The sequence below is a fragment of the Pseudoflavonifractor phocaeensis genome (assembly GCF_021531815.1).
Lineage (GTDB): Bacteria > Bacillota > Clostridia > Oscillospirales > Oscillospiraceae > Lawsonibacter > Lawsonibacter phocaeensis_A.
This window is the reverse complement of sequence record NZ_JADYUM010000005.1, coordinates 1-24,433: the sequence shown is the minus strand read 5'-3', so window position 1 is coordinate 24,433 and position 24,433 is coordinate 1. Positions and strand designations below refer to the sequence as shown.

The window sequence follows — 24,433 nt, the reverse complement described above, 5'->3', positions numbered from 1 at the left end:
TGTATTGTTAAAGTTCCGGGTTCCGCCGCCCCCGGGAAATTCTGTTCCAAGGGGCGGCCGATGGCCGCGGTGATCTACCATTCCACTTTCGCCGGGCCGTCCAGCAGGGCGTCCAGCACCACCAGCGCGGCGGCGGCCTCCACCACCGGGACCGCCCGGGGGACGATGCAGGGGTCGTGACGCCCCTCCACCACCAGCTTCTCCGGCTCCATCCGGGACAGGGACACGCTGTCCTGCTCCTTAGAGATGGAGGGGGTGGGCTTAAAGGCACAGCGGAACAGGATGGGCATTCCGCTGGTGATGCCGCCCAGGATTCCGCCGGCGTGGTTGCTCCGGGCCACCACCTGTCCCCCCTCGATACCGAAGGGGTCGTTGTGCTCCGAGCCCCGCATCCGGGCCGCGCCGAAGCCGGAGCCGAACTCCACGCCTTTGACGGCGGGGATGCCGAAAAGAACCGAGGCCATTCTGCTCTCCATGCCGCCGAACATGGGGTCTCCCACTCCGGCGGGCAGGCCGGTGATCATACACTCCACCACACCGCCCACAGAGTCCCGCTGTTCCCGGGCCTCCAGGATGGTCTTGCGCATCCGTTCTCCCGCCTGCTGGTCCAAAACCGGGAAGGGGGCGCGGCGCACCCGGTCCAGTGTTTCTCCCTGCTCACCCATGGGATCAAAGGGCCGGTCAGTCACCTCTCCCACCCTCAGGATGTGGGCGGCCACCTGGATGCCCCGCCGGGCCAGGATCTGGAGGGCGATCCCTCCGGCCACACACAGGGGAGCGGTGAGCCGTCCGGAGAAATGGCCTCCCCCCCGCACGTCCTGGAAGCCGCCGTACCGCACCTGTGCGGTGTAGTCGGCGTGGCCGGGCCGGGGCACATCCTTGAGCTTGTCATAGTCCCGGGAGCGGGTGTTGGTGTTCTCAATGACAGCGGCCAAAGGCGCGCCGCAGGTCACGCCATCCGCCAGCCCGCAGAGGATACGGGGCTTGTCCGCCTCTTTCCTGGGCGTGGAGGTATCGGTCCTGCCGGGGGCCCGGCGCTGAAGGAAGCGGTCCAGCTCCTCCAAGTCCACCGCCTCTCCGGCGGGAAGGCCGTCCACCGTGACGCCGATGGCTTCCGAGTGGGACTGGCCGAAAATTGCGACATGGAGATTTTTACCCAGATACGAGGACATCCAGGTCCCCTCCTAACATACGGTAATGTTCCCAAAAGTTGGGATAGGATTTTTTTACACAGTGGGCGCCCAGCAGGGTGACCGGCTGTTCACAGCGGGTGGCGGCAATGGCTGCCATCATGGCGATCCGGTGGTCATTGCAACAGTCAATGTCCGCGCCGCCAGCCAAACGTTCCAAGCCGTGGATGGTCAGGCTATCCGGGTGCTCCTCCACCTGTGCCCCCAGGGCGTTGAGGGTGGCGGTGACGGAAGCCAGCCGGTCGCTCTCCTTGATGCGCAGCCGGGCGGCGTTGAGGATCCGGGTGGTACCCTGCCGCACCGCCGCCATGACGGCCAGCGGAGGCACCAGGTCGGGACACTGGGACACGTCGATGTCCACGTCTCCCGGCTGGGCCAGCCGGGCGCTGTAAGCGGCTACCACACGGTCCCCCTGGGCGGACTCTTCATTCAGCCCGGTCACTTCCACCGGATTTCCCAGGACCCGCGCCCCGTACCAGAAGCCCGCCTGGGACCAGTCGGCCTCAACTGTCCGATCAAAGGGAGCATAGGCGGACGGAGTGATGGAAAAGCAATTCCGGTTTTCCCGGGGCTCTATTACCGCCACCCCGGCCCCCATCAGCGCGTCCATGGTCATCAGGATGTAATCCCAGCTCTCCACCTCCGTGGTAGGGGCAATGGTGGACGTGCCGTCCAGCAGGGGCAATGCAAAGAGCAGGCCGGTGAAAAACTGGCTGGACACGTTACCCGGAAGGCGGTACTCCCCCGGCTCCAGCCGGCCCCGGACGGTGAGAACGCCGTCCTTTTGCCGGTAAAAGATCCCCTTCTCCGCAAACAGATCAAGGTAGGGCTTTTGAGGCCGTTCCATCAGCCGTCCCCGGCCGGTAAACCGTCCGCCCCCCGCCGCCGCCAGGGCGATGGGGATGAGGAACCGGAGGGTGGAACCGGACTCCCCGCAATCAAAGGCGGGAAGCTCCTCTCCGGCAGGACCACGGGGGACTGTTCCCCCGATCCCGGTGACCCGGATCACGCCCTCCTCCGGCTGCTCCCATGAGGCCCCCAGGGCCTCCATACACCGGAGGGTGGCCTCGATGTCCTGGGAGAAGGCCACGTTCCGAATGGTGCTGGTCCCCCGGGCCAGGGCGGCGGAAATGATCAGGCGGTGAGCCTGGCTTTTGCTGGGGGGCGGGGCCACCGTCCCCGCCAGGGTTTTGGGGCGAATGATCACGGTACTCATAGGTCCATCCCCACTTCCAGTACCCGGTCCAGCCGGGAAAAATCGGTTTTGTTCAGGATGCAGCTGCCCAGTGCTTCGGGCTGGATCAGGGTGATGGTCTCGCCCCGTCGCTTCTTGTCCGCCCGGGCGGCCGCCAGCAGGTCCTCCCGCTTCATCCCGCAGGTCTTGGGCAGGTGGTACCGGTCCAGCAGATCTTCCAGCACCGTCCGGCACTCCTCCGGACACAGGCCCATACGGACACAGGCCCGGGTCATGATGGCCATGCCCATGGCCACCCCCTCCCCATGATAAATGGAATAGCCTCCGCAGCGCTCGATCGCGTGGCCAATGGTGTGGCCGAAGTTCAGCACCTGACGGACGGCGTTGTCCCGCTCGTCGGAGGCCACCACGTCCCGCTTGATCTCCAGACAGTGGGCGATGACCCACTCGATCTCGCTGCCGGCGGGGTTGGCGCTCAGAACATCCAGCAGCCTCCGGCTGCGGATCATGCCGTACTTGATGATCTCCGCCCAGCCCTCCGCCTCCACGGCGGGGGACAAGGTTTTGAGGGCATCGGTGTCGCACAGGACCAGATGCGGCTGGGTAAAGGTACCCACCAGATTCTTTCCCTCCGGCAGGTCCACGGCGGTCTTACCTCCCACAGAGGAATCTACCATGGCCAGTAGCGAGGTAGGCAGCTGGACACAGGGCACGCCCCGCAGGTACAGGGAGGCGGCCAGTCCCGCCATATCCCCGGTGACTCCGCCCCCCAGGGCAAACAGGGCGTCGGAGCGGGTCAGCCCCTTCCGGGCCAGGAAGGTGAGCAGCTCCACCAGGGTCTGGGGGGTCTTGGAACTCTCCCCCGCTGGGAACACGAAGGCATCCACCCGAAAGCCCGCCTGTTCCAAGCTGTCGCGGACCGTCTGACCGTAGAGGGGCCAGACGTTGCTGTCAGAGACGATGACCGCGTCTCTGCCCTGGATGAGGGGAGCGGACAGTTCTCCGGCCCGGGCCAGCAGGCCGGGGGCGATCTTCACTTCGTAAGCCCGGGAGGCTTTTACTGTGATGGTTGTCATGGTTCTGATCCTCTTGTTGAAAGCGGTAAATTATGAAATCAGCCTTCCAATTCCTGAACGGTGGAACGGATGGCGCGGACAGCCCTGGCTACATCCTCGAACTGTTCCGGGCGGAGGGACTGGGCCCCGTCGCATTTGGCGTGGGGCGGGTCGTTGTGGACCTCGATAATGAGGCCGTCGGCTCCGCAGGCAGCGGCAGCCATGGCCATGGGCTTGACATACCGGGCCACGCCGGTGGCGTGGCTGGGGTCCACGATGACGGGCAGGTGGGTCAGCTCATGGAGGACGGAAACGGCGGACAGGTCCAGGGTGTTCCGGGTGGCCGTTTCGAAGGTGCGCACGCCGCGCTCACAGAGGATGATGTTCTCATTGCCCCCGGACATGACGTACTCGGCGCTCATCAGCAGTTCCTTGATGGTATTGGCCAGGCCCCGCTTGATGAGAATGGGCTTTTTGATGTGGCCCAGCTCCTTCAATAGTTCGAAATTCTGCATGTTCCGGGCTCCCACCTGGATCACGTCCACCTCCTCGAACAGGGGCAGGTGGTTGGCGTTCATGATCTCGGTGACGATGGGCAGGCCGGTCTCCCGCTTGGCCTCCAACAGCAGCTCGATGCCGTCTGCCTTCAGCCCCTGGAAGTCGTAAGGGGACGTGCGGGGCTTGAAAGCGCCGCCCCGGAGCATGGTGGCTCCGGCGGCCTTGACGCTTTTGGCCACGGAGATGATCTGCTCCTCGCTCTCCACAGAGCAGGGCCCGGCAATGAGGGCGAAATTGCCATGTCCCACCTTCAGCTTCTGTTCTCCCACCTCGATGATGGAATCCATGGGGTGGAACTTCCGGTTGGCACTCTTATAAGGTTCGGAGACGTGCTTGATGCCCTGGACGATTCCCAGACCGTTGATCAGGTCGTCGTCCAGCCGGCTGGTGTCGCCAATGACGCCGATGATGGTGGTGTAATCTCCGGTGGAGACATGGGTCCGAAGGCCCTGGGCCTCGATCCAGTGCATCAGATCCTGGATCTGTTCTTCCTTCGCCTCTGGTTTTACAATGATGACCATATGATTCTCTTCCTTTCCAAGTTGGCCTCACGGTACCCACAGGCTTGAAAAAAGGCCTGCGGTGAAGTGTTTTTCACCGCAGGCCCTGAAATGATCCCTTTTCTGTCACGCAAAGGTGGTCACGCCATTATTTGCAGCAAAAAGCACTTTTACCTTGTCAGCACTAAAGCTAAAAAAGTAAAAGTAGCTAAAAAAGTAAGCCGCAAACAGATTCAGCATGGTCAGGGACTCCTTCGCGCTTCAAAATCTAGGGCAATCATAGCACTATGTTTTTCGCATGTCAACTATTTTTTCCGGCTGTTTTCCTCTGTTATCATAACCTTTTGTTTGTTTTTATTGCATTTATCTTAAAATTTAACGCTTTAAAGCAAAGTTTTTCATTCTTTTTGACGGGGAAAATTTTTCTGCCGCTCCCGCGGCACACCGGCATTTTTCCCCGCAGAAGCCCGCAAGTTCCGGGGCCGCCGTCCCTTCGGTTTCCGGCATCCGGACAAAGAAACCGGTCCCCGCTCACCGAGCGGGGACCGAAAAATTCAGACCGTATGCAGAAACCGCAGAAACGCCTCTTTGCCCTCCGGGTCCCGTTTGTAGACGCCGGCGTGCTCCAGCACCTTGGCAAAGACCAGGCCCGTCTCCTTCTGGACCACCTCCAGGGCGTTTTCCCGGGTGATGTGGTATTTGCCCCGGAAGCCCTCGGCCCAGTCGGCGTGCTTCTCTGTCAGTTCATGGGCGCGCAGGTCGGCCCCGGACACCAGGGCGCCGGCCACCGCCGCCAGCTCCTCCTTCAGCCGGGCGGGGAGGACAGCCAGACCCATGACCTCAATGAGGCCGATGTTCTCCTTCTTGATGTGGTGGAGCTCAGCGTGGGGATGGTACAGGCCCAGGGGGTGCTCCTCCGTGGTCAGATTATTGCGCAGCACCAAGTCCAGCTCATACTTCTCCCCTCTCCGGCGGGCGATGGGGGTGATGGTGTTATGAGGGGTTCCGTCGGTCTCGGCATAGATGACGGCAGCCTCGTCGGTGTAGCCCCGCCAGGCGTTCAGGATGCGGTCGGCCAGCTCGATCATCCGCTCCGGGTCCTGTCCGGCGATCCGCACCACCGACATGGGCCACTTGACGATCCCCGCCTCCACGTCCTCAAATCCGGGGAAGGTGAAGGGGGTCTCCACGGGGGCCTTCTCCATGGCGAAGGTGTACCGTCCGCCCTGGAAGTGGTCGTGTGCCAGGATGGAACCGCCCACGATGGGCAGGTCGGCATTGGAGCCCACAAAATAATGGGGGAACTGGCGGACAAAGTCCAGCAGCTTACCGAAGCAGGCCCGGTCGATCTTCATAGGGGTATGGACGCTGTTCAGGCAGATGCAGTGCTCGTTGTAGTACACATAGGGGGAATACTGCAAAAACCAGGGGGAGCCGTTGATGGTGATGGGGACGATGCGGTGGTTCTGACGGGCGGGGTGGTTCACCCGGCCGGCGTAGCCCTCGTTCTCGGCGCACAGCTGGCACCGGGGATAGCTGGAGGCGGGCAGGTTCCGGGCAGCGGCAATGGCCTTGGGGTCCTTTTCCGGCTTGGACAGGTTGATGGTGATGTCCAGCTCCCCGTACTCCGTCTCCGCCTTCCACTGCATGTCCTTGGCGATTCGGTCCCGGCGGATATAGTTGGTGTCCTGGGAAAATTTGTAATACCAGTCTGTGGCCTTTTGGGGATCCTCCCGGTACAGGGCCTGGAATTTTCCGATCACCTGAGCCGGACGGGGCGTCAGCCGGCCCATGAGCTCGGTATCAAACAGGTCCCGGTAGACCACGGAGTTCTCCGCCAGCACGCCCCGGGCGTGGGCATCGTCCAGCAACTCTTCCAAGACGGGAGCCAGTTCAATGTCCCCCCACTCCTGGCCGGGGTCGGTATAGCCGTCCAGCTTCAAAACGTCCAGGATGGTGTTGACCGCCCAGGTGTACTCATTTTCTTCGATCAGCCCGGTGCGCAGGGCGTAGGTGGCCAGCTTGGAAACAGCGGCGTCGATCATGTTTCAATCACCTCATTGTCCTTCTCAGGCGTGGTAGCCGTTGGGGTGGCTCTTGTGCCAGGCCCAGGCGGAGGAGACGATGGTCTCCAGGTCGGCGTACTTGGGCTGCCAGCCCAGGACGGTCCTGGCCTTGTCGGAGGAAGCCACCAGCTGGGCGGGATCCCCGGCCCGGCGGGGGCAGGTCTCGGCGGGAATGGGGTGGCCGGTGACAGACCGGGCCACGTCAATGACCTCCTTCACCGTAAAGCCTACGCCGTTGCCCAGGTTGAACACGTTGTTCTCCCCGCCGGCCAGCAGGTAGTCCAGGGCCAGGATATGGGCCTGGGCCAGGTCGGAGACATGGATGTAGTCCCGGACGCAGGTGCCGTCCTTGGTTGGGTAGTCGTCGCCGAAGATGGAGATCTTCGCCCGCTTGCCGTTGGGCACCTGGAGGATGACGGGGATCAGATGGGTCTCGGGATCATGGGCCTCGCCGATCAGGCCGGAGGGATGGGCGCCACAGGCGTTGAAGTACCGCAGGGCCACATAGCGCAGGCCGTGGGCCCGGCTGGTCCAGGCCATCATCTTCTCCATGGCCAGCTTGGTCTCGCCGTAGCAGTTGGTGGGGACGGTCTTGTCCGTCTCCAGGATGGGCACCCGCTCGGGCTCCCCGTAGGTGGCGGCGGTGGAGGAGAACACGATCTTGTCCACCCCGTGGGCCACCATGGACTGGAGGAGGACGGTGGTGCCGCCCAGGTTGTTGTCATAATACTTCAGCGGGTCAGACATGGACTCCCCCACCTGGGAGGAGGCGGCAAAGTGGATGACGCCCTCGATCTGCTCCCGCTCAAACAGCTGGTCCATGGCCTGCCGGTCCCGGATGTCCGCCCGGTAGAACCGGGCCTTGGGGTGGACGGCCTCCTGGAAGCCGGTGAGCAGGTTGTCGGCCACTACCACGTCCCGGCCGGCACCGATCAGTTCATACACAGTGTGGGAGCCGATGTAACCGGCTCCGCCCAACACAAGAATCGCCATAATAATACCCTTCCTTTCCAAATACTCGATTACGCGATGACCACGCAGCCGCCCTGAGGACGGATGTGGAGGATATGGCACTTGCCAGGGCCCAGCAGGGCCTCTATGCCGGTCTTGAAGTGGTCCAACTTCTCATTGGGGACAAAGGCCTGGATGGTGCCGGCAAAGCCGCCGCCGTGGACCCGGATGGCCCCGGTCCCCTCCAGCAGCTCCTGGCCCACCGCCAGGGCCACAGGGATGGCCTGCTGTCTGGGATCGGCGATGGCCCAGGTGTTCTGGAGGTGGAGGGCGGAGGAGACGCCGGAGGCGTTGACCAGGGCCAGGAACTGTGCAAAGTCCCCCGCCTCCAGGGCCTGCGCCTCCTGGATCGCCCGGCGGTCATCGTCGTAATAGTGCATGGCCCGGAGCACCGCCCGGTCGCCGCACCGCACCCGCAGGGAGGGCAGACTGGCACGGAACTCCTCCTCAGGTACCTCCCGCAGGTGTTTCTTCCCAAAGTGGGCGGCTACCGCACCCATTTCCCCGGGAATGTCAGCGTAATCGTCGGTGAGGTCGGCGTGGCAGGAGCCGGTATCCACGATACACAGGGCGTGGCCCGACTTTGAGAAATCAAAGTCCACCTTCTTCACCACCGGGGCCGCGGGGTCGGCAAAATCGATGGCCACGGCCCCGCCCACGGAGGAGCCCATCTGGTCCATCAGGCCGCAGGGCTTGCCGAAAAACACGTTTTCGGCGTACTGGCCGATCTTGGCGATCTGGACGGGGTCCAGCGCACCGCCGCAGCAAAAATAGTTCAGGATGTTCCCCACCAGCACTTCGTAAGCGGCGGAGGAGGACAGGCCGGAACCGGACAGGACGGTGGAGGTCACATAGGCGTCAAACCCGGAGACGGGATAACCCAATTCCTGAATCTTGGCGGCCACCCCCCGCACCAGGGCGGCAGAGGTATTTTTCTCTCCGTCCTGGGGGAAAAGCCGGTCCAGATCCACCTTCAGCGCGGGATAGCCCTCGGAGACGATGCGGATCATCCGCAGGCCATTGGCCGAGGCACAGGCCAGCATGTCCAGGTCCACGCTGCCGCACAGCACATGGCCGTGCTGGTGGTCGGTGTGGTTGCCGCCGATCTCCGTGCGGCCGGGGCCGGTAAACAGGGCCGCCTGGACCGTCTCCTCCGGCGCAAAGGATTCCTGAAAGCGTTCCACCACATGGACAGCCCGCGCCCGGGCGGCCTCCAGACTGGACTGTGTACCGTCCAAGGCGTACAGTCCGGCCAGCGTCCGGTCGTGTTCCCCGGCACGCAAGGTCCGCAGCAGCAATTCGCAGGAGCTCATATCGCGTCACCTCATTTTCATTTCTTGGTCACAGTATATTGAATTTTTAGTAAAAATTCAATCCCATTTTTCTCGGAACCAAAACTTTGTCGCAATGCACAGAAACCCGTATCCCGCACTGTCTATTTTGACTGTTCTTCCGCCGGGCCGCTGCTCCGTCGGACCACCAGAGCGGGCGGGACCACCACCTTCAGGGGCAGGGTCCGCACCGGCTCCCTCCCCTGGGGACAGGCCCGCTCCCCCAACAGGCGCAGGGCAGTCCGGGCCATCTCCTCCACATGGGTGGAGACAGAGGTGAGGGGCGGGTCCACCAGGGCGGACCGTGGCGTGTCATTGAAGGAAACCACCGACAAGTCGCCGGGCACGGACAATCCCGCCTCCCGTAGCGCCCGCAGGGCGCCGATGGCCACCTCCTCATTGGCGCATAGGAAGGCCGTGGGCGGCAGAGAGCCGGACCCCAGAAAAGCTTCCACCGCCTGGGCGGCGGCCTCCGCCTCCATGGGGCAGTCCACCATCAGGCCCCGGTCCAGCAGCCCATGTCCGTCCATAAGGCGCAGGAACAGCTGGCGGCGGACCTCGGGTGCCCGCTGGCGGCGGTCATCCAGCTTGTAAGCCGGACCGATGAACCCAATGCGCCGGTGCCCCAACTGGGTCAGATGCTCCAACGCCAGCGAGATCCCCAGTTCATATCCCAGAACCACTGAATCGAAACGGCTCTCAAAGGGGGAGGAATCCAGAAAGACCACGTTGGGCGTAAGGGCGGACAGGGATTCGATCTGGGCAGGAGTGAACAGCCCGATGGCTACAATGCCGTCCAGACCCTCCCCCTCCGGGGGAAGAAACACCTCGCCCCGGCTCTCCAAGGTCAGGCAGGTGTACTTCTTGTCCAGACAGCCCTGCCGGACAAAACCGCTGAGATAGAGGTAGTAGGGGTCCTCCAGCTGCTGGACCGGCGTGAGCATCTCCGCCACCCCCACCCGGAGCACCCCCTTTGGGGTCCTGCCCCGCCGACTGCGGGTGGCCGTGTAGTTCAGCCGCCCCGCCTCCTCCAGCACCTTCCGCCGGGCCTCCGGTGTCACCGACAGGGCGGGGTCCCCGCTGAGGATGCGGGAGATGGTGGCAGGGGAATAGCCGGTCCGGTCGGCCAGTTCCTTCAAAGTCGCCATGGTCCTTCCTCCATAATTTTTACTAAAAAAAGAATAGCACACAGCGGAATTTTTGACAAGGGGCAGAACCGGTTTTCTTTGCCTTTTCTTTCCCGGTCTGGTATAGTGGAAGCAACATAGTCAGAACTGCCCCGGCGCATTGCCAAAAAGGAGGACCTCCCATGAATGAATCCATCCGCTGTCCCTTCGGGACCACCCCCTCCGGGGAACAGGTGGAGCAGCTCACCCTGTCCAACGGCATCCTCACCTGCCGTCTCCTCACCTTCGGGGCCACCCTCCGTTCTCTGGTGGTGCCGGACAAGGACGGCCGGCCGGTGGACGTGATACTGGGTTACGACACCCTGGAGGAGTACCGGACCCAGGACGGCTACCTGGGCGCCGTGGTGGGCCGGTTTGCCAACCGCATCGCGGGTGGGCGCTTCACCCTCAACGGGCGGGAATATACGCTGGCGGTCAACAACGGCCCCAACCATCTCCACGGCGGGCTGGTTGGCTTCTCCTATCAGGTTTGGGCCGTGGAGGAGCTGACAGCGGACCGGGCTGTCCTCTCGCTGGTCAGCCCGGACGGCCAGGAGGGCTACCCAGGTACCCTGCGGGTCCGGGTCACGTACCGTCTGGAGGGCAGCGCCCTGTCCATCCGGTATGAGGCAGAGACAGACCGGGACACCCCCTGCAATCTCACCAACCACAGCTACTTCAACCTGGCGGGACAGGGCTCCGGCCCCGTGCTGGACCAGGAGATTGCCCTGCACGCCTCCCAGTACACTCCCGCGGACGGGACCAGTATCCCGCTGGGCGTTCTGGAGCCAGTGAGCGGCACTCCCATGGACCTGACCCGTCCCACCCCCATTGGCGCGCATCTCGACGAGCCGTTCCCTCAGCTGGAGCTGGGCCACGGCTACGACCATAACTTTGTGATCGACGGCCCTATAGGACAGCTGCGTCCCGCCGCCTGGGCCCGCTGCGCCGCCACCGGGATTGTCATGGAGACAGAGACCACCCTCCCCGGTGTCCAGTTCTACACCGCCAATTTCCTGGAACCTGGCCGGAAAGGCAAAGGGGACGCTGTCTACGGCCCGCGCCACGCCTTCTGTCTGGAGACACAGTTCTTCCCCGACTCCCCCAACCAGCCCGGCTTCCCCTCCTGCATTCTCCGGGCAGGCGGCCGGTACGACCACACCACCTGCTACCGTTTTTCCATTGCCGAATAAGCAAAATAGTCCCCGGCTCAGGACGAGCCGGGGACCTTTGTCTCTATGCGCCTTCTTCATCCATGGAGCGTGGATATACGGCCCACCAGTCCAGATTTACCGGTATACCGGTAGTTCCTCCGGTCTGCCGCCCGTTTTTCGTTTTTACATGCCGGCTCAAAGCACAGACTTCGGTGGCACGGCTTCTCTCCTGCTACGGCTCCCGGAACTCCTCCCAGTTTTCCTGGGTCACCCGCTGATAGGGCAGCCAGATATAGTGGCCGTCCACAATGTCCATGGTGTCCGCCGGGTCGTTGCCCGCGGTGAGTTCCAGCACCAGGTCCAGCATGGCCCGGGCGATGCCTTTGGCGTCGTTCAGGACGGTGCCCGACAGCTCCCCGGACTTGATGGCCTCCAGGGCCGGCGCCGTGGCGTCCACGCCCACCACCATAGGCTGCTCCACCCCCGCCTCCCGGAAGGTATCGATGGCGCCCAGGGCCATATCGTCATTGTTGGCGAACACCACCTCGATCTGGCCGCCGAACTCCGCCAGCCACTGGGCCATTTTCGCGGAGGCCTGTCCCCGGTTCCAGTTGGCGGTGTCGCTGGCCAGCTTCTCCACCTCCACCCCCGCGTCGGTCAGCGTCTTGATGGAGTATTCGGTCCGAAGCAGAGTATCCTGGTGCCCGGGTTCCCCTTCCAGCATCACATACTGAAGCACGCCGTCTCCATTCCGGTCCATGGTTTCCCGGTCAGACAGCCAGGCGTCCAGAACGATCTGTCCCTGAAGCGTGCCTCCCTCGGGCGCGCTGGCCCCTACATAGTAGACCTCCTCCCAGCGCTGAATATCCTCCGCCACCGGCTGGCGGTTGAAGAAGATCAGGGGCACTCCCGCCGCCTCCGCCTTGTCCACGATCACCGCCGCCGCCGTCCGGTCCACGATGTTGACGCACAGCACATCGCAGCCCTTGTCCAGAAACCGGTCCACCTGTTCCAGCTGGGCGGTCTGGTTGCTCCGCCCGTCGGCAGTGGACAGGTTGATCTTCAGCGTTCCCCCGCTCTCCGCCTCCTGCGCCATCCGTTCCAAATGTTGAACAATGGTGGAGATAAAGGTATCGTCCTGGGTGTAGAGCGCCACCCCTACCCGGAGAGTGGTATTCTTGTCCCGCGCTCTGGCGCCGCAGCCCCCCAGCGCCGTCAGCATCAGGACCGCCAGACCCAGCGCCGCACACCGGTGCTTAAGACGCCACCGGGAACAGCAGTTTTTCATTGTCCGGATCATAGATCTCCTCCCCCCGCACCACAGAAAAGGGCAGCGGCTCCGATTTGTTCTTCTCGCCCCGGGCGGCTTTCACGGCGCTCTCCACGGCCAGATAGCCGGCGGCGTAATCACTCCAGACCGCCACAGCGGTCACGGTCCCCCGCTCCAGCCAAGCCGCCACGTCAGTGGTCACTCCGACCCCGTACAGGGGCTGCTCCAGTCCACGGCTCTCCTTGGCCGCCGCCGCCCCCTGGGTGGCAGCCGGTTCAAAGGCCATGATCCAGTCTGTCCCAGCCTCTCTTGCCAGCCCATCCAGCACTACAGGCAAGCCGCCCGCCCGGGCGGCCCGGCGCTGGACCGGGACCCCGGCCTCCTCCAGAACCTCCCGGGCGCCTTCCAGCCGGTCCCGCACGCCGAAGCTGCCGGGGGCCGTATCCAGCAGGAGTACCGCGCCCCCCGTCCAGTCCTCTAACAGAGCCCGGGCCAACGCCTGACCCAAAGCCCGGTTATCGGGGAAGACCGTGTCCTCCACCCCCTCCAGCGCCGATTCCAGCGCCACCACCGGGCATTTCCCCGTCAGCTCCCGCAGGTCCTGTGCCAGCTTCTCAGGCTCGGCCGGGACGACCACCAGGGCGCCCGCCCCACCTTCGTACTCCCGGCGCAGCAGATCCTCCTGCTCCTGCCCGTCATTGTCCGCAGACAGCACCAAAAAGCGGGTCTCCGCCCGCAGCTCCGCCGCCGCCTGCTCCATGCCCAGGCGGGCGTTTCCCCAGAGGGAACTGTCCGATTCCCGGATGATCACCGACAGCTCCAGCGGAGGGTCCGGCGTCCGGTGGTCGGACAGCTGCGGCAAAACCAGCGTCAGGATCACCGCGCCGCCCAGGAGGGCCAGGACCGCCAGCTGTATCCAGGCGTTTCTGCTTCGTTTACTCATTCCATGACCTCCCTCTCATAGGCGGCCAGGCCCTCCCGGTCAAGGGCGGGCAGACGGATTTGAACCGTGGTTCCCTCATCCGGCTCGCTGAAGATCATCAGCCCATATTGCTTTCCGAAGGTCAGTTGGATGCGCCGGTGAACATTGCGCACGCCGATGCCGGAGCCGGTGGTCCGGACGTCGGGCCGGTCCTCGTCCAGCAGCGAAGCCGCTACCTCAGGCCGCATCCCCATGCCGTTGTCCGCCACCTCGATGACCAGGTCCTCCCCGTCCCTCCGGGCGGCCACCGTGATGAAGCCGTCCTCCTCGGCGGAGGCCATGCCGTGGTAAATGGCGTTCTCCAGAATGGGCTGGACGATCAGCTTCAGCGTGTACAGCCCCTCTGTGCCCGGCCCCGCCGATATTTGCGAGGTGAATTTGTTTTTGAAGCGAATCTGCTGAATGGTCATGTAATGGCGGGCGTGCTCCAGTTCGTCGGCCAAGGGAATGATGCGCTTGCCCCGGCTCAGGGAGATGCGGAACAAGCGGGCCAGGGAGGTGACCATCTGAATGGCCTCCTCATAGCGTCCCGCCTCGGTCATCCAGATCACCGAGTCCAGGGTGTTGTACAAGAAGTGCGGATTGATCTGGGATTGGAGGACCTCCAGCTCAGAGCGCCGTTTCTGGCTCTCCTGCTGGATAATGTCGTCCATCAGGTGGTGCATGGTGGACACCATGGAGCGGATGGAGTGGCCCAGGCGCTGGACCTCATAGCAGCCCCCCTCCTCGATTTCCACGTTCTCTGTTCCCGCCTCCAGTTCCTTCACAGCCTGCTCCAGCCTGAGGATCGGATCGGTGATATGGGCGGAGATGCGGAAATTCAGAAAGGCCATCAAAAAGACAGAGAACAGCAGCAGCGCCAATCCAAAGAGGAGGGTCTGCCATGTATCCGCGCCCATCTGTTGAGCGGGCACCACACCCACCAGCTTCCAGCCGGTGTACCCCACGGTCTTTACCGTGATTTGGCGGGCCTGTCCCTGAAACGTTTCCCGGCGGGTCCCGTCCCGGTAGCCCGCCGCCGCCAGATTGTTTTCTTCCAGCAACCCGGCGTAGATCAGCTGCTGCCGGGGATGGTAGATCAGTTCCCCGTCGCTGTCCATCAGGTAGAGGTAGCCTCCGTTGGTCAGTTCCACCCCCTGGCAGACCTGCTCAATGCCGGCAAAGCTCATATCCACCAGAAGCACGCCGCTCTCCGTCACGCCGTCCCGGGTGAGCTGGACATACCGGCTGAGGGAGACCACCCAGCGGTAGCGGTAATCCGGATCTTCAAAGAGGTTCTGAATATGGGGCGTGGAAAAATGCAGGTTCTCCATTTTCGCCATGGCCGACTGGAACCAACCGCTGGCCGAGGGGACGGCGGAGGATTTCATGTTGGACAGGGGCACCGCCGACACCAGGCCGCCGGAACGGTCAAACACCGCGATGGACACCAGGCTGTCCCGGTTCTCCTCATAAAGCAGGTCCATGCCCTCCTGAAAGCCGCCCTCCGCCAGGTCGGTATGCTTGATGACCCGGTAGTACATGGTGTCAGAGACCCGCATCATCCGGTGGAGATAGCTCTCCAGATTGGCGTTCACTTGGGCCAGGACCCGCTGGCTGTTGTCCTCCGCCATGCTGTGGGTGGTGGTGGAAAAGCGCAGATACATGCTCATCCCCATGAAAACCATTCCCACCACCGCAACGGCTGTGAAGGAAAGGGAGATCACCATCTGAATACTCATCTTCCGGTAACGGTCGGCCACCTTACCCACAAAACCTTTGAAAAATATCCGCACTTCTGTCCCTCCCTTCTGCGCTTCCGCCCCACCGCTCTCCGGATAGGCGGAACCGGTCATGGACGTTCCAGGCCTTAGCGGCTCTGTCCCGCCCGGAACTTGGACGGGGTCACGCCGAAACGGCGCTTAAACACATAGCTGAAATAATTGGGATCCGTATACCCTGTCTGCTCCGCAATGAGGTAGGTCTTCTCCCCCGTGTCCCGGAGCAGACGGGCCGCCTGGTCCATCCGCACCTCGGTCACATAGGCGGTAAAGCTCATTCCAGTCTCCCGCTTGAACAGCGTGGAGAAATAGGTGGGCGACAGGTGGAGGTGAGAGCAGAGGGATTCCACGCTCAATTCGCTGTTTCGGTAGTTTTCATTGATAAAGTCCTTGGCTTTTTCCACCGTCTTCCAGGCGGAATCGGTACGCTGGCGGCCCAAGACCTCCCGCAGCTTCAGGCAGCCCTCCGTCAGCCACCCCTCCAGCTCCTCCAGAGAGGAGAAATCCGTCAGCGTCACCACCCCTGTAAAGCCGGGGCCGAAGACCTCCTCCAGCTCCGCTCCGCCGGCACGGGCCAGCTTGACCAGGCTGGTCACCACCTCCTGAAAGAAGAGGTGGCACTGGGGCAAAGCCAAGCGTGTCTCCCGGACCCGCCCCGTCAGACTCCGGACCACCTGCTCCACCTGCTCCCGGCTGCCCAACTTTACCGCCGTGGCCAGGTCCCGCTGGTCTTCTTCCTCAAAAGAGAGGCGGGCGGAGCGGTCAGGTTCCAGATCGCCGATGTAAATGACCCGGTCTCCCCCCATGAGCACCCGGTAATCCAGGGCCGACCCGGCGCCTTCCACCGAATCATGCAGGCCGGCCGGTCCGTCACAGGGTAGGCCAATGCCCACGGTCAGCGTCATACCCAGGTAGCTGTGGGACAAGACACACAGCCGTTCCAGTTCCTCCAGCAGAGGGTAGATCGCCTCCCGCTCCGGAAGGTTAGCCAGCAAAGCCACCGCGTCATTGTAGAGGATCACCCGGAGGCCGCAGCCCGGCAGGTCAAAGTTTTCCTGGATGAAGGCCCGGACGGACAGCAGCAGCAGCTCGTCCCGTTCCGCCTCCTCCCCGCCCTTGGGTGCGTCTACCTGGACCAGAGCCGCCACCCAGTGCCCTTCCGGCAGTTGGATCTCATAGCGCGCCGCCCGGTCCCGGATCTGGTCCGGCCGGATGCGCCCGTCCAGCAGCCGGGTATAAAACATCTCCCGCAGGATGGGCAGACTCTCCTCATACCGGCGGCGCAAGGTCTCCATGTCCCGGCGCTCCATCCGCTGCTGGTCCAGCTGTACCTTCAGCTTGTTCAGCACCTGATTCAGCTCAGGGGCGTTAATGGGCTTGAGAATATACTCGAAGACATTCATCCCGATGGCCTGGCGGGCATACTCAAAATCATCAAAGCCGGAGAAGACCACCAGCTTGGCCGCGGGGAGAGACTGCTTCAGCCTGCGGCACAGCTCCAGGCCATCCATAAAGGGCATCTTGATGTCGGTGAGCACCACATCGGGGCGCAGCTGCTCCGCCAGTTCCAGCGCCTCCGCCCCATTCTCCGCCTCGCCCACCAGGACAAAACCCAGGCCGGCCCAGTCGATCTTCCGGCTGATGCCCACCCGGATCTCCTCCTCGTCATCGGCCAGCAAAACCCGGTACGGTTCCAAGGTGATCCCTCCTTTGCCTTTCAGTATAACATATTTTAGCCCGCTTGAATAGGAAAAGGCGTCCGCCCGCCAGACGGCGGGCGGACGCCCAAGACAGTTCCTTATATTCTCTTACTTCTTGACCAGGTACTTGCGCATATCCAGGGCGCAGGCAAAGAGGATGATGCCGCCCTTGATCAGGTACTGGAGGTTCTGGTCCATGCCCACCAGAGGCAGCGCCACGAAGATCAGGCGGAGCATCAGCACGCCGATGACGATTCCGCTGATCTTACCGATGCCGCCGACGAAGGACACGCCGCCGATGACGCAGGCCGCGATGGCGTCCAACTCATAGTTGACGCCGGTGTTGGCAGTGTTGGAGGCAATACGGGCGGACTCCACAAAGCCGGCCCAACCGTACATGGCGCCGGCCAGAGCGAAGACCATGATGGTGGTCTTGAGCACGTTGACGCCGGACACCCGGGCCGCCTCCTCATTGGCGCCCAGAGCGAACATGTTCTTGCCGAAGGTGGTCTTGTTCCAGATGAACCACATCAAAGCGGTGAGGAGCAGGGCGTAGATCACATAGTTGGGGATCTGGATCTTACCGAAGTTGAGCAGCGGGGGATTGCCCACCACGAAGTTACGGTAGTCGGGGGCCAGGGAGGAGATGGCCATGCCCTTGTTGTTGCCCTGCTGGACGTAGAGCAGCAGAGTGGTGTACAGGATCAGCTGGGTGGCCAGGGTGACGATAAAGGGATGCAGCTTGAACTTGGCCACAAAGAAGCCGTTGAAGGCGCCGATGAGGGCGCCCAGGCCCACAGAGATCAGAATGACCACGGGGATGGGGAGAGTGCCGATATTGGGCCACATCTTGTTGGCGGCGTCGCTGGCCTGGAGCAGGGAGGCGGAGACGCAGGCGGTGATGCCCACGGCGCGGCCGGCGCTCAGGTCAGTGCCGGTAAGGACGATACAGCCGCCGATGCCCAGGGCCACAGGCAGGTAAGCCGCCGTCAGGGACAGCAGGTTCACCAGGGACCGGGGGCTCAGGAAGGAAGGCTGGGTAACCGCCACATAGGCAGCCACCAGCAGCATGATGATGATCAGCGCGTTGTTCAGCAGAACATTGCCCACCTGCTTGGCGTCCAGACTTTTGGACTTGGCGGCAAGGGCCTTGGATTCATTACTCATGGAAGTTCCTCCTCTTTACACATACTTGGCCGCCAGGGTGAGGATCTCCTCCTGGCTGGTATTTTTGGCGTCTACCTCACCGGCCACTTGGCCGCCGGACATGACCAGGATCCGGTCACACACGCCCAGCAGCTCCGGCATTTCGGAGGAGACCATGATCACGCCCTTGCCCTCCTTGGCCAGGTCGTTGATCAGCTGATAGATCTCATATTTGGCGCCCACGTCGATGCCGCGGGTGGGCTCGTCCAACAGCAGGACCTCCGGCTTGGTGAGCAGCCAGCGGCCGATGATGACCTTCTGCTGGTTGCCGCCGGACAGGGAGCGGATCTGGGTCTTCTGGCTGGGCGTCTTGATGTGCATGGCCTGGATCGCCCAGTCGGTGTCCTCTTTCATCTTTATGTCGTTGAGACAGATCCCGCCAATCAGGTAATCCTTCAGGTTGGAGATCACCGTGTTCTCCCGGATGTCCCGGATCCCGAAAATACCGGTGGCCCGGCGCTCCTCCGTCAGGAGGGCGAAACCGTTCTTGATGGACTCCTGGGGGGTGCGGTTCTGGATCTCCCTGCCATGGAGGGTGATGGTACCGCCGCCCCGGGTCATGACGCCAAAGAGGTTCTCCAGCACCTCGGTACGGCCGGAACCATCCAGGCCGGCGATGCCCAGTACCTCGCCCTTGCGGAGCTGGAAGGTTGCCTCCTGCAGGCGGGTATATTTTCCCCTCATGTGCTGAACGTCCAGGATGACATCCCCAGGCTCGTTGGTTTTCTCGGGGAAGCGGTTGGTCAGCTCCCGGCCCACCATCAGCTTGATGATCTCCTCCATGGTCAGCTCGCTGGCCGGCCGGGTAGCCACCCACTGGCCGTCCCGCATGATGGTCACGTCGTCGCTGATGCGGAGGATCTCCTCCATTTTATGGGATATGTAGATGATGCCGCAGCCCTTGGCCTTCAGCATGTTGATGATGCGGAACAGGTGCTCCACCTCCGCCTCGGTGAGGGAGGAGGTGGGCTCGTCAAATACCACGATCTTGGCGTCGTAGCTGACGGCCTTTGCGATCTCCACCATCTGCCGCTGGGAGACAGGCAGGGTGGACATGATGGCCTTGGGGTTGACGTTGACCTCCAGCGTTTCGAAGATCTCACGGGTCTTCTGGTCCATGATCCGCTCACTGACGATGAAACCGCCCACCTTGGGGTAGCGGCCCAGCCACAGATTGTCCTTGACCGTACGGGTCAGGGCCTGATTCAGTTCCTGATGCACCATGGCCACACCGTTTTCCAGGGCCTCCTTGGAGCTTTTGAAATTGATCTCTTGGCCGTCCAGAGTGATGGTGCCGCCATCCTTGTTATAGATGCCGAAGAGGCACTTCATCAAAGTGGACTTGCCCGCGCCGTTTTCTCCCATCAGGGCGTGGACGGTGCCGGCCCGGACCGTCAGGTTTACGTTGTCCAGGGCCTTCACGCCGGGGAATTCCTTGCTGATGCCGCGCATTTCCAACAGAGCCGGCTGTTCCATATACTTCCTCCTCTCGCTCGGTGAAACCACCGCTTTCATGCTGCCCGGCGGGCAAAACAAAAGCGGAGGTTTCACATAGGGTCAAGCGGAGCTGCCACAGGGCAGCCCCGCTTGACTGTTGTTTCGTATGTCAGGGGGCCTTTTCAGCTTTGTCTGTCAGGCTCAGTCCTGAGTGTTTGCGTCATACATGGCGTAAGGCACACGGATCTTGGCCACGTCGGCGTCCACGGTGAAGCTGCCGGTGTTGGCCATCAGCTCAGCGCCGTCCTTCGCGTTCTGGACCAGAGTCATGATGGTGGTAGCCATACCCACGGCGTCCTGCTTAATGGAGCCGGTCATGTTGCCAGCCTTGATCAGAGCCTTGGCGGAGTCGGTGGCGTCCACGCCGAAGACGGGGATGATGGTGGTGCCTTCACCGTTGTTGTAGCCCACGTTCTGGAGGGCGGAAATGGCGCCCTCGGCCATGCCGTCGTTGTTGCAGATGATCAGCTCGACCATGTTGCCGTTGTCCTCGTTGTAGGAGCCCAGCAGGGAAACCATGTAGTCGTTGGCGGCCTGAGCGGACCACTTGCCGGCGGTATCCACCAGGTACTTGGTGGAGGCGGAAGCGTCGTAGTAGGACAGGGCGGGCTTGCCGGCGGCAGTCAGGATGGCGTCGGCGTCCTCAACGCCGTACTGGGTGCGGGCCTCGGCCTCGGCGTTGCCCTCCTGGCCCTTGAACATGACGTAGGAGATGACGCCGTCGCCGTTCAGATCCACTTCGTCATAGTGCTCCATCAGGTAGTTGCCGATCATCTCGCCCTGCATGTGGCCGGCGTCGGGGGCGTTGGTGCCCACGAAAGCGCACTTGTCATAGCTGTTGATGACGTCGTTGTCAGCGACCTCGCGGTTAAAGAAGATCACGGGGATGCCGGCGGCCTTGGCGGCGTCCACAATGTCCTTGGCGGGGTCGGAGGTGGCGGTCTCCACGATGTTGACGATCAGCAGGTTAGTGCCGCCGGTGATGGCGGTGTTGACCTGCTCGGTCTGGGAGGGCTGGCTGCCGGCGGCGTCGTAGTTGGTGAACTTCACGCCCATGGCGGTCAGCTGCTCGTCCATGCTGGCACGGACACTGGAGATGTACACGTCAGAGAAGTCGTAGTAGAACACGCCCACATTCAGCTCCTCAGCCTGAGCGGCGGAGCCGCTGCTGGCCTGGGACCCGGCAGCGTTGCTGGAAGAGGCGGTCTTGTTGCCGCCGCAGCCGGCGAACAGGCCGATCATCATAACGGCCGCCAGAGCAAGAGCAAGTTTCTTCTTCATTATCGTTCCTCCTAATTCAAATGCTTTCCTTTGCTTCTCACCGGGGCTTGGCCCCGGCGATTATCATTGTAGCCGTTCAAACCGGAAAAAACGATAGAAAATTCTTCGGACTACCCGGAAAAAACTATGGAATATGTTTCCAAATCTTCCCCGGTTACCGGAAGCGCCGGGCATAGCCGCACCGACGGCACAGAGGTTCCACCGCCTTCCGGCAGGAGAAACCCTCGTAAATGGCCCGGGCCCGGGGACCGTTCAGGATCTCCTCCAGATTCTGACGGTACAGGTTCCCCAGGGGGATGTCCCCCTCATGATCCAGGCAGCAGGGTACCACCGTTCCATCCACCAGGACGCCCACCTGGTCCCGCAACCCCATGCAGAAGCCTTGGTCTCCCCCGTCAGCCGCGCTCAGGTCAGGCCAATCGAACCGTTCCCCCCACTCCAGATAGATCCGGTCCGCCAAGGTGGTGCCCTGTGGCCTGACGAGCCAGGGCTGGGGAAACTCCAAAGCCAAGCGTTCCAGGATTATCTGGTTCTGCCGGTTCTCCCCCCTGGTCTGCTCCCCGTCCAGATTCCACAGCCGGAGGACGCACCGCTTCCCCGCCCCGGCTACCTCCCGGGCAAAGGAAACACACTGGTCCAGATACTCCTCCAGACAGCCCCCCCGGTTGCCCTCAAAGGAGTGGACGGAGATGCTGATCCGGTGGACTGCCGGACTGGCACAGAGCAGCTCTTTTCGCCGGGACAACAGGGTCCCGTTGGTGGTGATCATCACCCGGAAGCCCAGCTGCGCGGCGCAGTCCAGCAGTTCCTCCAACTGCGGATGGAGCAGCGGCTCCCCCATCAGGTGGAGATAGAGATATTCCGTATGGGGCCGGATCTTCTCCGTCAGAGTGCGGAACTGGTCCGGCGTCATAAAACCGCCGGGCCGCTTGGTTCCCACACAAAAAGAACAGTCCAGATTGCAGAGGTTGGTGATCTCAAGATATACCTTTTTTAAAGTACGCATTCTTGCCGCCTGCCTACTCATCGAAATATTCGTGCAATAAAAAAGCTCGTCGCAAGCGTTGTTTCGCTTGCGACGAGCTGGTACGGCTGAAGGGATTCGAACCCCCGACCTACTGGTTCGTAGCCAGTCACTCTATCCAACTGAGCTACAGCCGCATACCGAAAAGAGGCGTTCCTCTTAACAGCTTGATTAGTATAGCATGCTCTTTCGGAAAAAGCAAGAGGTAATTTCAAATTTTTTGAATTTTTTTGGTGCCGACCGACAGGGGGACTTCTGCCCGGTCAAGGCGGCAATAAGGCGTACCGGCCCAAGGCCGGCACGCCTTATTTTCAGAGACAGAGACGGAGATCAGCCGCCGAACACCTTGATCATGAAGCCCGCCGCACAAGCGGAGCCGATCACGCCGGCCACGTTGGGACCCATGGCGTGCATGAGCAGGAAGTTGGAGGGGTTCTCCTTCTGGCCGACGGTCTGGGCCACACGGGCAGCCATAGGCACGGCGGACACGCCGGCGGAGCCGATCAGAGGATTGACCTTGCCCTTGGTCAGCACATACATCACATTGCCGAAAATCAGGCCGCCGGCAGTGGACAGCATGAAGGCGGTCAGGCCCAGGACGATGATGAACAGCGTCTGACCAGTGAGGAACTGCTCCGCAGTGGCCTTGAAGCCCACGGACAGGCCCAGAGGAATGGTCACAATGTTGATCAGAGCGTTCTGAGCGGTGTCAGACAGACGCTCGGTGACGCCGCACTCACGGAACAGGTTGCCCAGCATGAGCATACCGATCAGAGGAGCGGTATCAGGAATCAGCAGGATGACAAAGATCGCCACGGCGATGGGGAAGATGATCTTCTCCGTCTTGGAGACGGTGCGCAGCTGGCTCATCTTCACCTTGCGGGCCTCCTTGGAGGTCAGCGCCTTCATCAGCGGAGGCTGAATCATGGGGATCAGAGCCATGTAGGAGTATGCCGCAATGGCGATGGCGGGCAGAAGCTCTACCGACAGCTTAGAGGCTGTCAAAATAGCGGTCGGTCCGTCAGCGCCGCCAATTACACCGATGGCAGCGGCATCCGCAGGAGTAAACTCAATGGTGGGCAGGAAGGGGATAGCGCTGGTGATGGGCCCGATACACAGAGCCATCAGGAAGGCTGCGAAAATGCCCAACTGGGCGGCGGCGCCCAACAGCAGGGACATGGGGTTGGCGAGCAGGGGACCAAAGTCAGTCATCGCCCCGATACCCATAAAGATGATGGAGGGGTAGATGGCGTACTGGACGCCCTGGTACAGCACCCACATGAAGCCTACGGTACCGCTGTGAGTAGCGGCATCATATACCGGCGCGTTGAACAGTCCGGTAACAGGCAGATTGGCCAGCAGCATACCAAAAGCGATGGGGACCAGCAGCAGGGGCTCGAACTTCTTGCCAATGCCCATATACAGCAGGACACAGGCAATGAACAGCATGATGATGGTCTTAATGTCCAGGTTGGCAAAACCGGAACTACCCAAAATAGCGGTTAAAACATCTGTAAAGAAAGTCATATCTCTCGCCCTCCTATCAGCCCAGTGTGACCAGCAGGTCGTCGGTATTGACAGTGCTGCCCACAGTGGCGGCCACGGCCTTGACAGTGCCGTCCACGGGTGCGGAGACCTCGATCTCCATCTTCATGGCCTCCAGCACCACCAGCACGTCGCCGGCCTTGACGGCCTGGCCGGGCTTGCACTCCACCTTGAACACGTTGCCGGGCATGGGGCTGTTCACGGCAGTCTCACCGGCAGCTACAGCAGCGGGAGCGGCGGCAGGAGCGGGAGCGGGGGCGGCGGCAGGGGCAGGAGCGGCCACGGGTGCCGCAGCCACAGGAGCCGGAGCGGCGGGGGCGGAACTCACATTGGTGATGCGGAAGGAACTGACGGGCATGCCGGACTCCTCGGCGATGGCAGCCATCATCACAGCCACCATCTCTCCCTCGTCCACAGCGGGAGCGGCGGGAGCGGCAGCGGGAGTAGCCGCAGGAGCAGCCTTTTTGGCGGCAGGCGCGGCGGCGGGCTTCTTCTTCCCCTCCAAAGTGGCAACCACCTTGGAGATGACCACGATGACGGCCCACAGGGCAGCCAGCATCATGAAGACGACCAGCATGCCGCAGACAGCCACCAGCAGGGCCTCGCTCACGCCCAGGGGTTCAAAGGGATTCAGGATTGCTTTTTCAATACTCGGCATTGGTCATAACCCCCTTAGCCCAGGGTGACCAGCAGATCGTCGGTATTGACAGTACCACCCACAGTAGCAGAAATGGCCTTAACGGTGCCTGCCACGGGAGCGGAGACTTCGATCTCCATCTTCATGGCCTCCAGGACCACCAGCACATCGCCGGCGTTGACCTGCTGGCCAACCTTGCACTCTACCTTAAATACGTTGCCGGGCATGGGGCTGTTAACAGCGGTCTCACCGGCAGCCACAGCGGCGGGAGCGGCGGCGGGGGCGGGAGCGGGAGCAACAGCAGG

Annotated in this window: 20 protein-coding genes and 1 tRNA gene; 1 reads left to right on the top strand and 20 read right to left on the bottom strand. The window is 62.3% G+C overall.

Annotated features, from left to right (window positions below; translation table 11 throughout):
• Window positions 1–74: 74 nt before the first annotated feature.
• From aroC to I6E42_RS04215, 8 genes are all read right to left on the bottom strand, one after another.
• Window positions 75–1,172: a chorismate synthase gene (gene aroC / locus I6E42_RS04250; protein WP_235370686.1), complete on the bottom strand. Its 1,098-nt coding sequence runs from the start codon at window positions 1,170–1,172 to the stop codon at window positions 75–77.
• Window positions 1,153–2,406 (bottom strand): 3-phosphoshikimate 1-carboxyvinyltransferase, encoded by a 1,254-nt coding sequence (locus tag I6E42_RS04245; protein ID WP_235370685.1) that lies wholly within the window; start codon window positions 2,404–2,406, stop codon window positions 1,153–1,155. Before I6E42_RS04245 ends, aroC begins: the two co-directional genes overlap by 20 nt.
• On the bottom strand, window positions 2,403–3,461 hold the full coding sequence (aroB, locus tag I6E42_RS04240) for a 3-dehydroquinate synthase (protein WP_235370684.1): 1,059 nt from the start codon (window positions 3,459–3,461) through the stop codon (window positions 2,403–2,405). Before aroB ends, I6E42_RS04245 begins: the two co-directional genes overlap by 4 nt.
• Before the next feature lie 38 nt (window positions 3,462–3,499).
• Window positions 3,500–4,519 (bottom strand): 3-deoxy-7-phosphoheptulonate synthase, encoded by a 1,020-nt coding sequence (gene aroF, locus I6E42_RS04235; RefSeq protein WP_235370683.1) that lies wholly within the window; start codon window positions 4,517–4,519, stop codon window positions 3,500–3,502.
• Between the two features lie 533 nt (window positions 4,520–5,052).
• A complete protein-coding gene (galT, locus tag I6E42_RS04230; RefSeq protein WP_235370682.1) occupies window positions 5,053–6,543 on the bottom strand; it encodes a UDP-glucose--hexose-1-phosphate uridylyltransferase in 1,491 nt (496 codons plus the stop codon).
• Window positions 6,544–6,567: 24 nt separating this feature from the next.
• Window positions 6,568–7,557, bottom strand: coding sequence for a UDP-glucose 4-epimerase GalE (gene galE / locus I6E42_RS04225; protein ID WP_235370681.1), 990 nt, complete (start codon window positions 7,555–7,557; stop codon window positions 6,568–6,570).
• A 29-nt stretch (window positions 7,558–7,586) separates the two neighbouring features.
• The gene (locus I6E42_RS04220; protein WP_235370680.1) at window positions 7,587–8,888 is read right to left on the bottom strand and encodes a galactokinase; all 1,302 of its coding nucleotides are present in this window, start codon (window positions 8,886–8,888) and stop codon (window positions 7,587–7,589) included.
• Between the two features lie 122 nt (window positions 8,889–9,010).
• Entirely contained in the window at window positions 9,011–10,054 is a 1,044-nt protein-coding gene (locus I6E42_RS04215; RefSeq protein WP_235370679.1) for a LacI family DNA-binding transcriptional regulator, read from the bottom strand.
• A gap of 161 nt (window positions 10,055–10,215) precedes the next feature.
• On the opposite strand from I6E42_RS04215, the gene I6E42_RS04210 reads away from it, so the two are divergent.
• Window positions 10,216–11,265 (top strand): aldose epimerase family protein, encoded by a 1,050-nt coding sequence (locus I6E42_RS04210; protein WP_235370678.1) that lies wholly within the window; start codon window positions 10,216–10,218, stop codon window positions 11,263–11,265.
• Window positions 11,266–11,458: 193 nt separating this feature from the next.
• On the opposite strand, the gene I6E42_RS04205 is transcribed toward I6E42_RS04210, so the two are convergent.
• From I6E42_RS04205 to I6E42_RS04145, 12 genes are all read right to left on the bottom strand, one after another.
• Window positions 11,459–12,526 (bottom strand): galactose ABC transporter substrate-binding protein, encoded by a 1,068-nt coding sequence (locus I6E42_RS04205; RefSeq protein ID WP_235370677.1) that lies wholly within the window; start codon window positions 12,524–12,526, stop codon window positions 11,459–11,461.
• Window positions 12,483–13,439, bottom strand: a complete 957-nt coding sequence (locus I6E42_RS04200) for a sugar ABC transporter substrate-binding protein (RefSeq protein WP_235370676.1) — start codon at window positions 13,437–13,439, stop codon at window positions 12,483–12,485. The genes I6E42_RS04205 and I6E42_RS04200 overlap by 44 nt, the downstream gene beginning before the upstream one ends.
• Window positions 13,436–15,199: a sensor histidine kinase gene (locus tag I6E42_RS04195; protein WP_235370817.1), complete on the bottom strand. Its 1,764-nt coding sequence runs from the start codon at window positions 15,197–15,199 to the stop codon at window positions 13,436–13,438. The genes I6E42_RS04200 and I6E42_RS04195 overlap by 4 nt, the downstream gene beginning before the upstream one ends.
• 128 nt (window positions 15,200–15,327) lie before the next feature.
• The gene (locus I6E42_RS04190; RefSeq protein ID WP_235370675.1) at window positions 15,328–16,935 is read right to left on the bottom strand and encodes a helix-turn-helix domain-containing protein; all 1,608 of its coding nucleotides are present in this window, start codon (window positions 16,933–16,935) and stop codon (window positions 15,328–15,330) included.
• Between the two features lie 111 nt (window positions 16,936–17,046).
• Window positions 17,047–18,105, bottom strand: coding sequence for a galactose/methyl galactoside ABC transporter permease MglC (locus I6E42_RS04185; RefSeq protein WP_235370674.1), 1,059 nt, complete (start codon window positions 18,103–18,105; stop codon window positions 17,047–17,049).
• Between the two features lie 15 nt (window positions 18,106–18,120).
• Window positions 18,121–19,620 (bottom strand): sugar ABC transporter ATP-binding protein, encoded by a 1,500-nt coding sequence (locus I6E42_RS04180; RefSeq protein ID WP_235370673.1) that lies wholly within the window; start codon window positions 19,618–19,620, stop codon window positions 18,121–18,123.
• Between the two features lie 162 nt (window positions 19,621–19,782).
• Window positions 19,783–20,922 (bottom strand): galactose ABC transporter substrate-binding protein, encoded by a 1,140-nt coding sequence (locus I6E42_RS04175; protein WP_235370672.1) that lies wholly within the window; start codon window positions 20,920–20,922, stop codon window positions 19,783–19,785.
• A gap of 154 nt (window positions 20,923–21,076) precedes the next feature.
• Window positions 21,077–21,928 (bottom strand): radical SAM/SPASM domain-containing protein, encoded by an 852-nt coding sequence (locus I6E42_RS04170; protein WP_235370671.1) that lies wholly within the window; start codon window positions 21,926–21,928, stop codon window positions 21,077–21,079.
• A gap of 78 nt (window positions 21,929–22,006) precedes the next feature.
• A tRNA-Arg gene (locus tag I6E42_RS04165) sits at window positions 22,007–22,083 on the bottom strand.
• A 193-nt stretch (window positions 22,084–22,276) separates the two neighbouring features.
• Window positions 22,277–23,473, bottom strand: a complete 1,197-nt coding sequence (locus I6E42_RS04160; protein ID WP_235370670.1) for a sodium ion-translocating decarboxylase subunit beta — start codon at window positions 23,471–23,473, stop codon at window positions 22,277–22,279.
• 16 nt (window positions 23,474–23,489) lie between these two features.
• Entirely contained in the window at window positions 23,490–24,149 is a 660-nt protein-coding gene (locus tag I6E42_RS12895; RefSeq protein ID WP_412761283.1) for an OadG family protein, read from the bottom strand.
• A 14-nt stretch (window positions 24,150–24,163) separates the two neighbouring features.
• On the bottom strand, window positions 24,164–24,433 hold a 270-nt coding region (locus I6E42_RS04145), incomplete at its 5' end, for a biotin/lipoyl-containing protein (protein ID WP_235370669.1).

What these genes read in the sequence shown, in the direction of transcription:
- aroC (WP_235370686.1), bottom strand. Translation starts at nt 1,172, where the DNA reads ATGTCCTCGTATCTGGGTAAAAATCTCCATGTCGCAATTTTCGGCCAG.
- I6E42_RS04245 (WP_235370685.1), bottom strand. Translation starts at nt 2,406, where the DNA reads ATGAGTACCGTGATCATTCGCCCCAAAACCCTGGCGGGGACGGTGGCC.
- aroB (WP_235370684.1), bottom strand. Translation starts at nt 3,461, where the DNA reads ATGACAACCATCACAGTAAAAGCCTCCCGGGCTTACGAAGTGAAGATC.
- aroF (WP_235370683.1), bottom strand. Translation starts at nt 4,519, where the DNA reads ATGGTCATCATTGTAAAACCAGAGGCGAAGGAAGAACAGATCCAGGAT.
- galT (WP_235370682.1), bottom strand. Translation starts at nt 6,543, where the DNA reads ATGATCGACGCCGCTGTTTCCAAGCTGGCCACCTACGCCCTGCGCACC.
- galE (WP_235370681.1), bottom strand. Translation starts at nt 7,557, where the DNA reads ATGGCGATTCTTGTGTTGGGCGGAGCCGGTTACATCGGCTCCCACACT.
- I6E42_RS04220 (WP_235370680.1), bottom strand. Translation starts at nt 8,888, where the DNA reads ATGAGCTCCTGCGAATTGCTGCTGCGGACCTTGCGTGCCGGGGAACAC.
- I6E42_RS04215 (WP_235370679.1), bottom strand. Translation starts at nt 10,054, where the DNA reads ATGGCGACTTTGAAGGAACTGGCCGACCGGACCGGCTATTCCCCTGCC.
- I6E42_RS04210 (WP_235370678.1), top strand. Translation starts at nt 10,216, where the DNA reads ATGAATGAATCCATCCGCTGTCCCTTCGGGACCACCCCCTCCGGGGAA.
- I6E42_RS04205 (WP_235370677.1), bottom strand. Translation starts at nt 12,526, where the DNA reads ATGATCCGGACAATGAAAAACTGCTGTTCCCGGTGGCGTCTTAAGCAC.
- I6E42_RS04200 (WP_235370676.1), bottom strand. Translation starts at nt 13,439, where the DNA reads ATGAGTAAACGAAGCAGAAACGCCTGGATACAGCTGGCGGTCCTGGCC.
- I6E42_RS04195 (WP_235370817.1), bottom strand. Translation starts at nt 15,199, where the DNA reads ATGAGTATTCAGATGGTGATCTCCCTTTCCTTCACAGCCGTTGCGGTG.
- I6E42_RS04185 (WP_235370674.1), bottom strand. Translation starts at nt 18,105, where the DNA reads ATGAGTAATGAATCCAAGGCCCTTGCCGCCAAGTCCAAAAGTCTGGAC.
- I6E42_RS04180 (WP_235370673.1), bottom strand. Translation starts at nt 19,620, where the DNA reads ATGGAACAGCCGGCTCTGTTGGAAATGCGCGGCATCAGCAAGGAATTC.
- I6E42_RS04175 (WP_235370672.1), bottom strand. Translation starts at nt 20,922, where the DNA reads ATGAAGAAGAAACTTGCTCTTGCTCTGGCGGCCGTTATGATGATCGGC.
- I6E42_RS04170 (WP_235370671.1), bottom strand. Translation starts at nt 21,928, where the DNA reads ATGCGTACTTTAAAAAAGGTATATCTTGAGATCACCAACCTCTGCAAT.
- I6E42_RS04160 (WP_235370670.1), bottom strand. Translation starts at nt 23,473, where the DNA reads ATGACTTTCTTTACAGATGTTTTAACCGCTATTTTGGGTAGTTCCGGT.
- I6E42_RS12895 (WP_412761283.1), bottom strand. Translation starts at nt 24,149, where the DNA reads ATGCCGAGTATTGAAAAAGCAATCCTGAATCCCTTTGAACCCCTGGGC.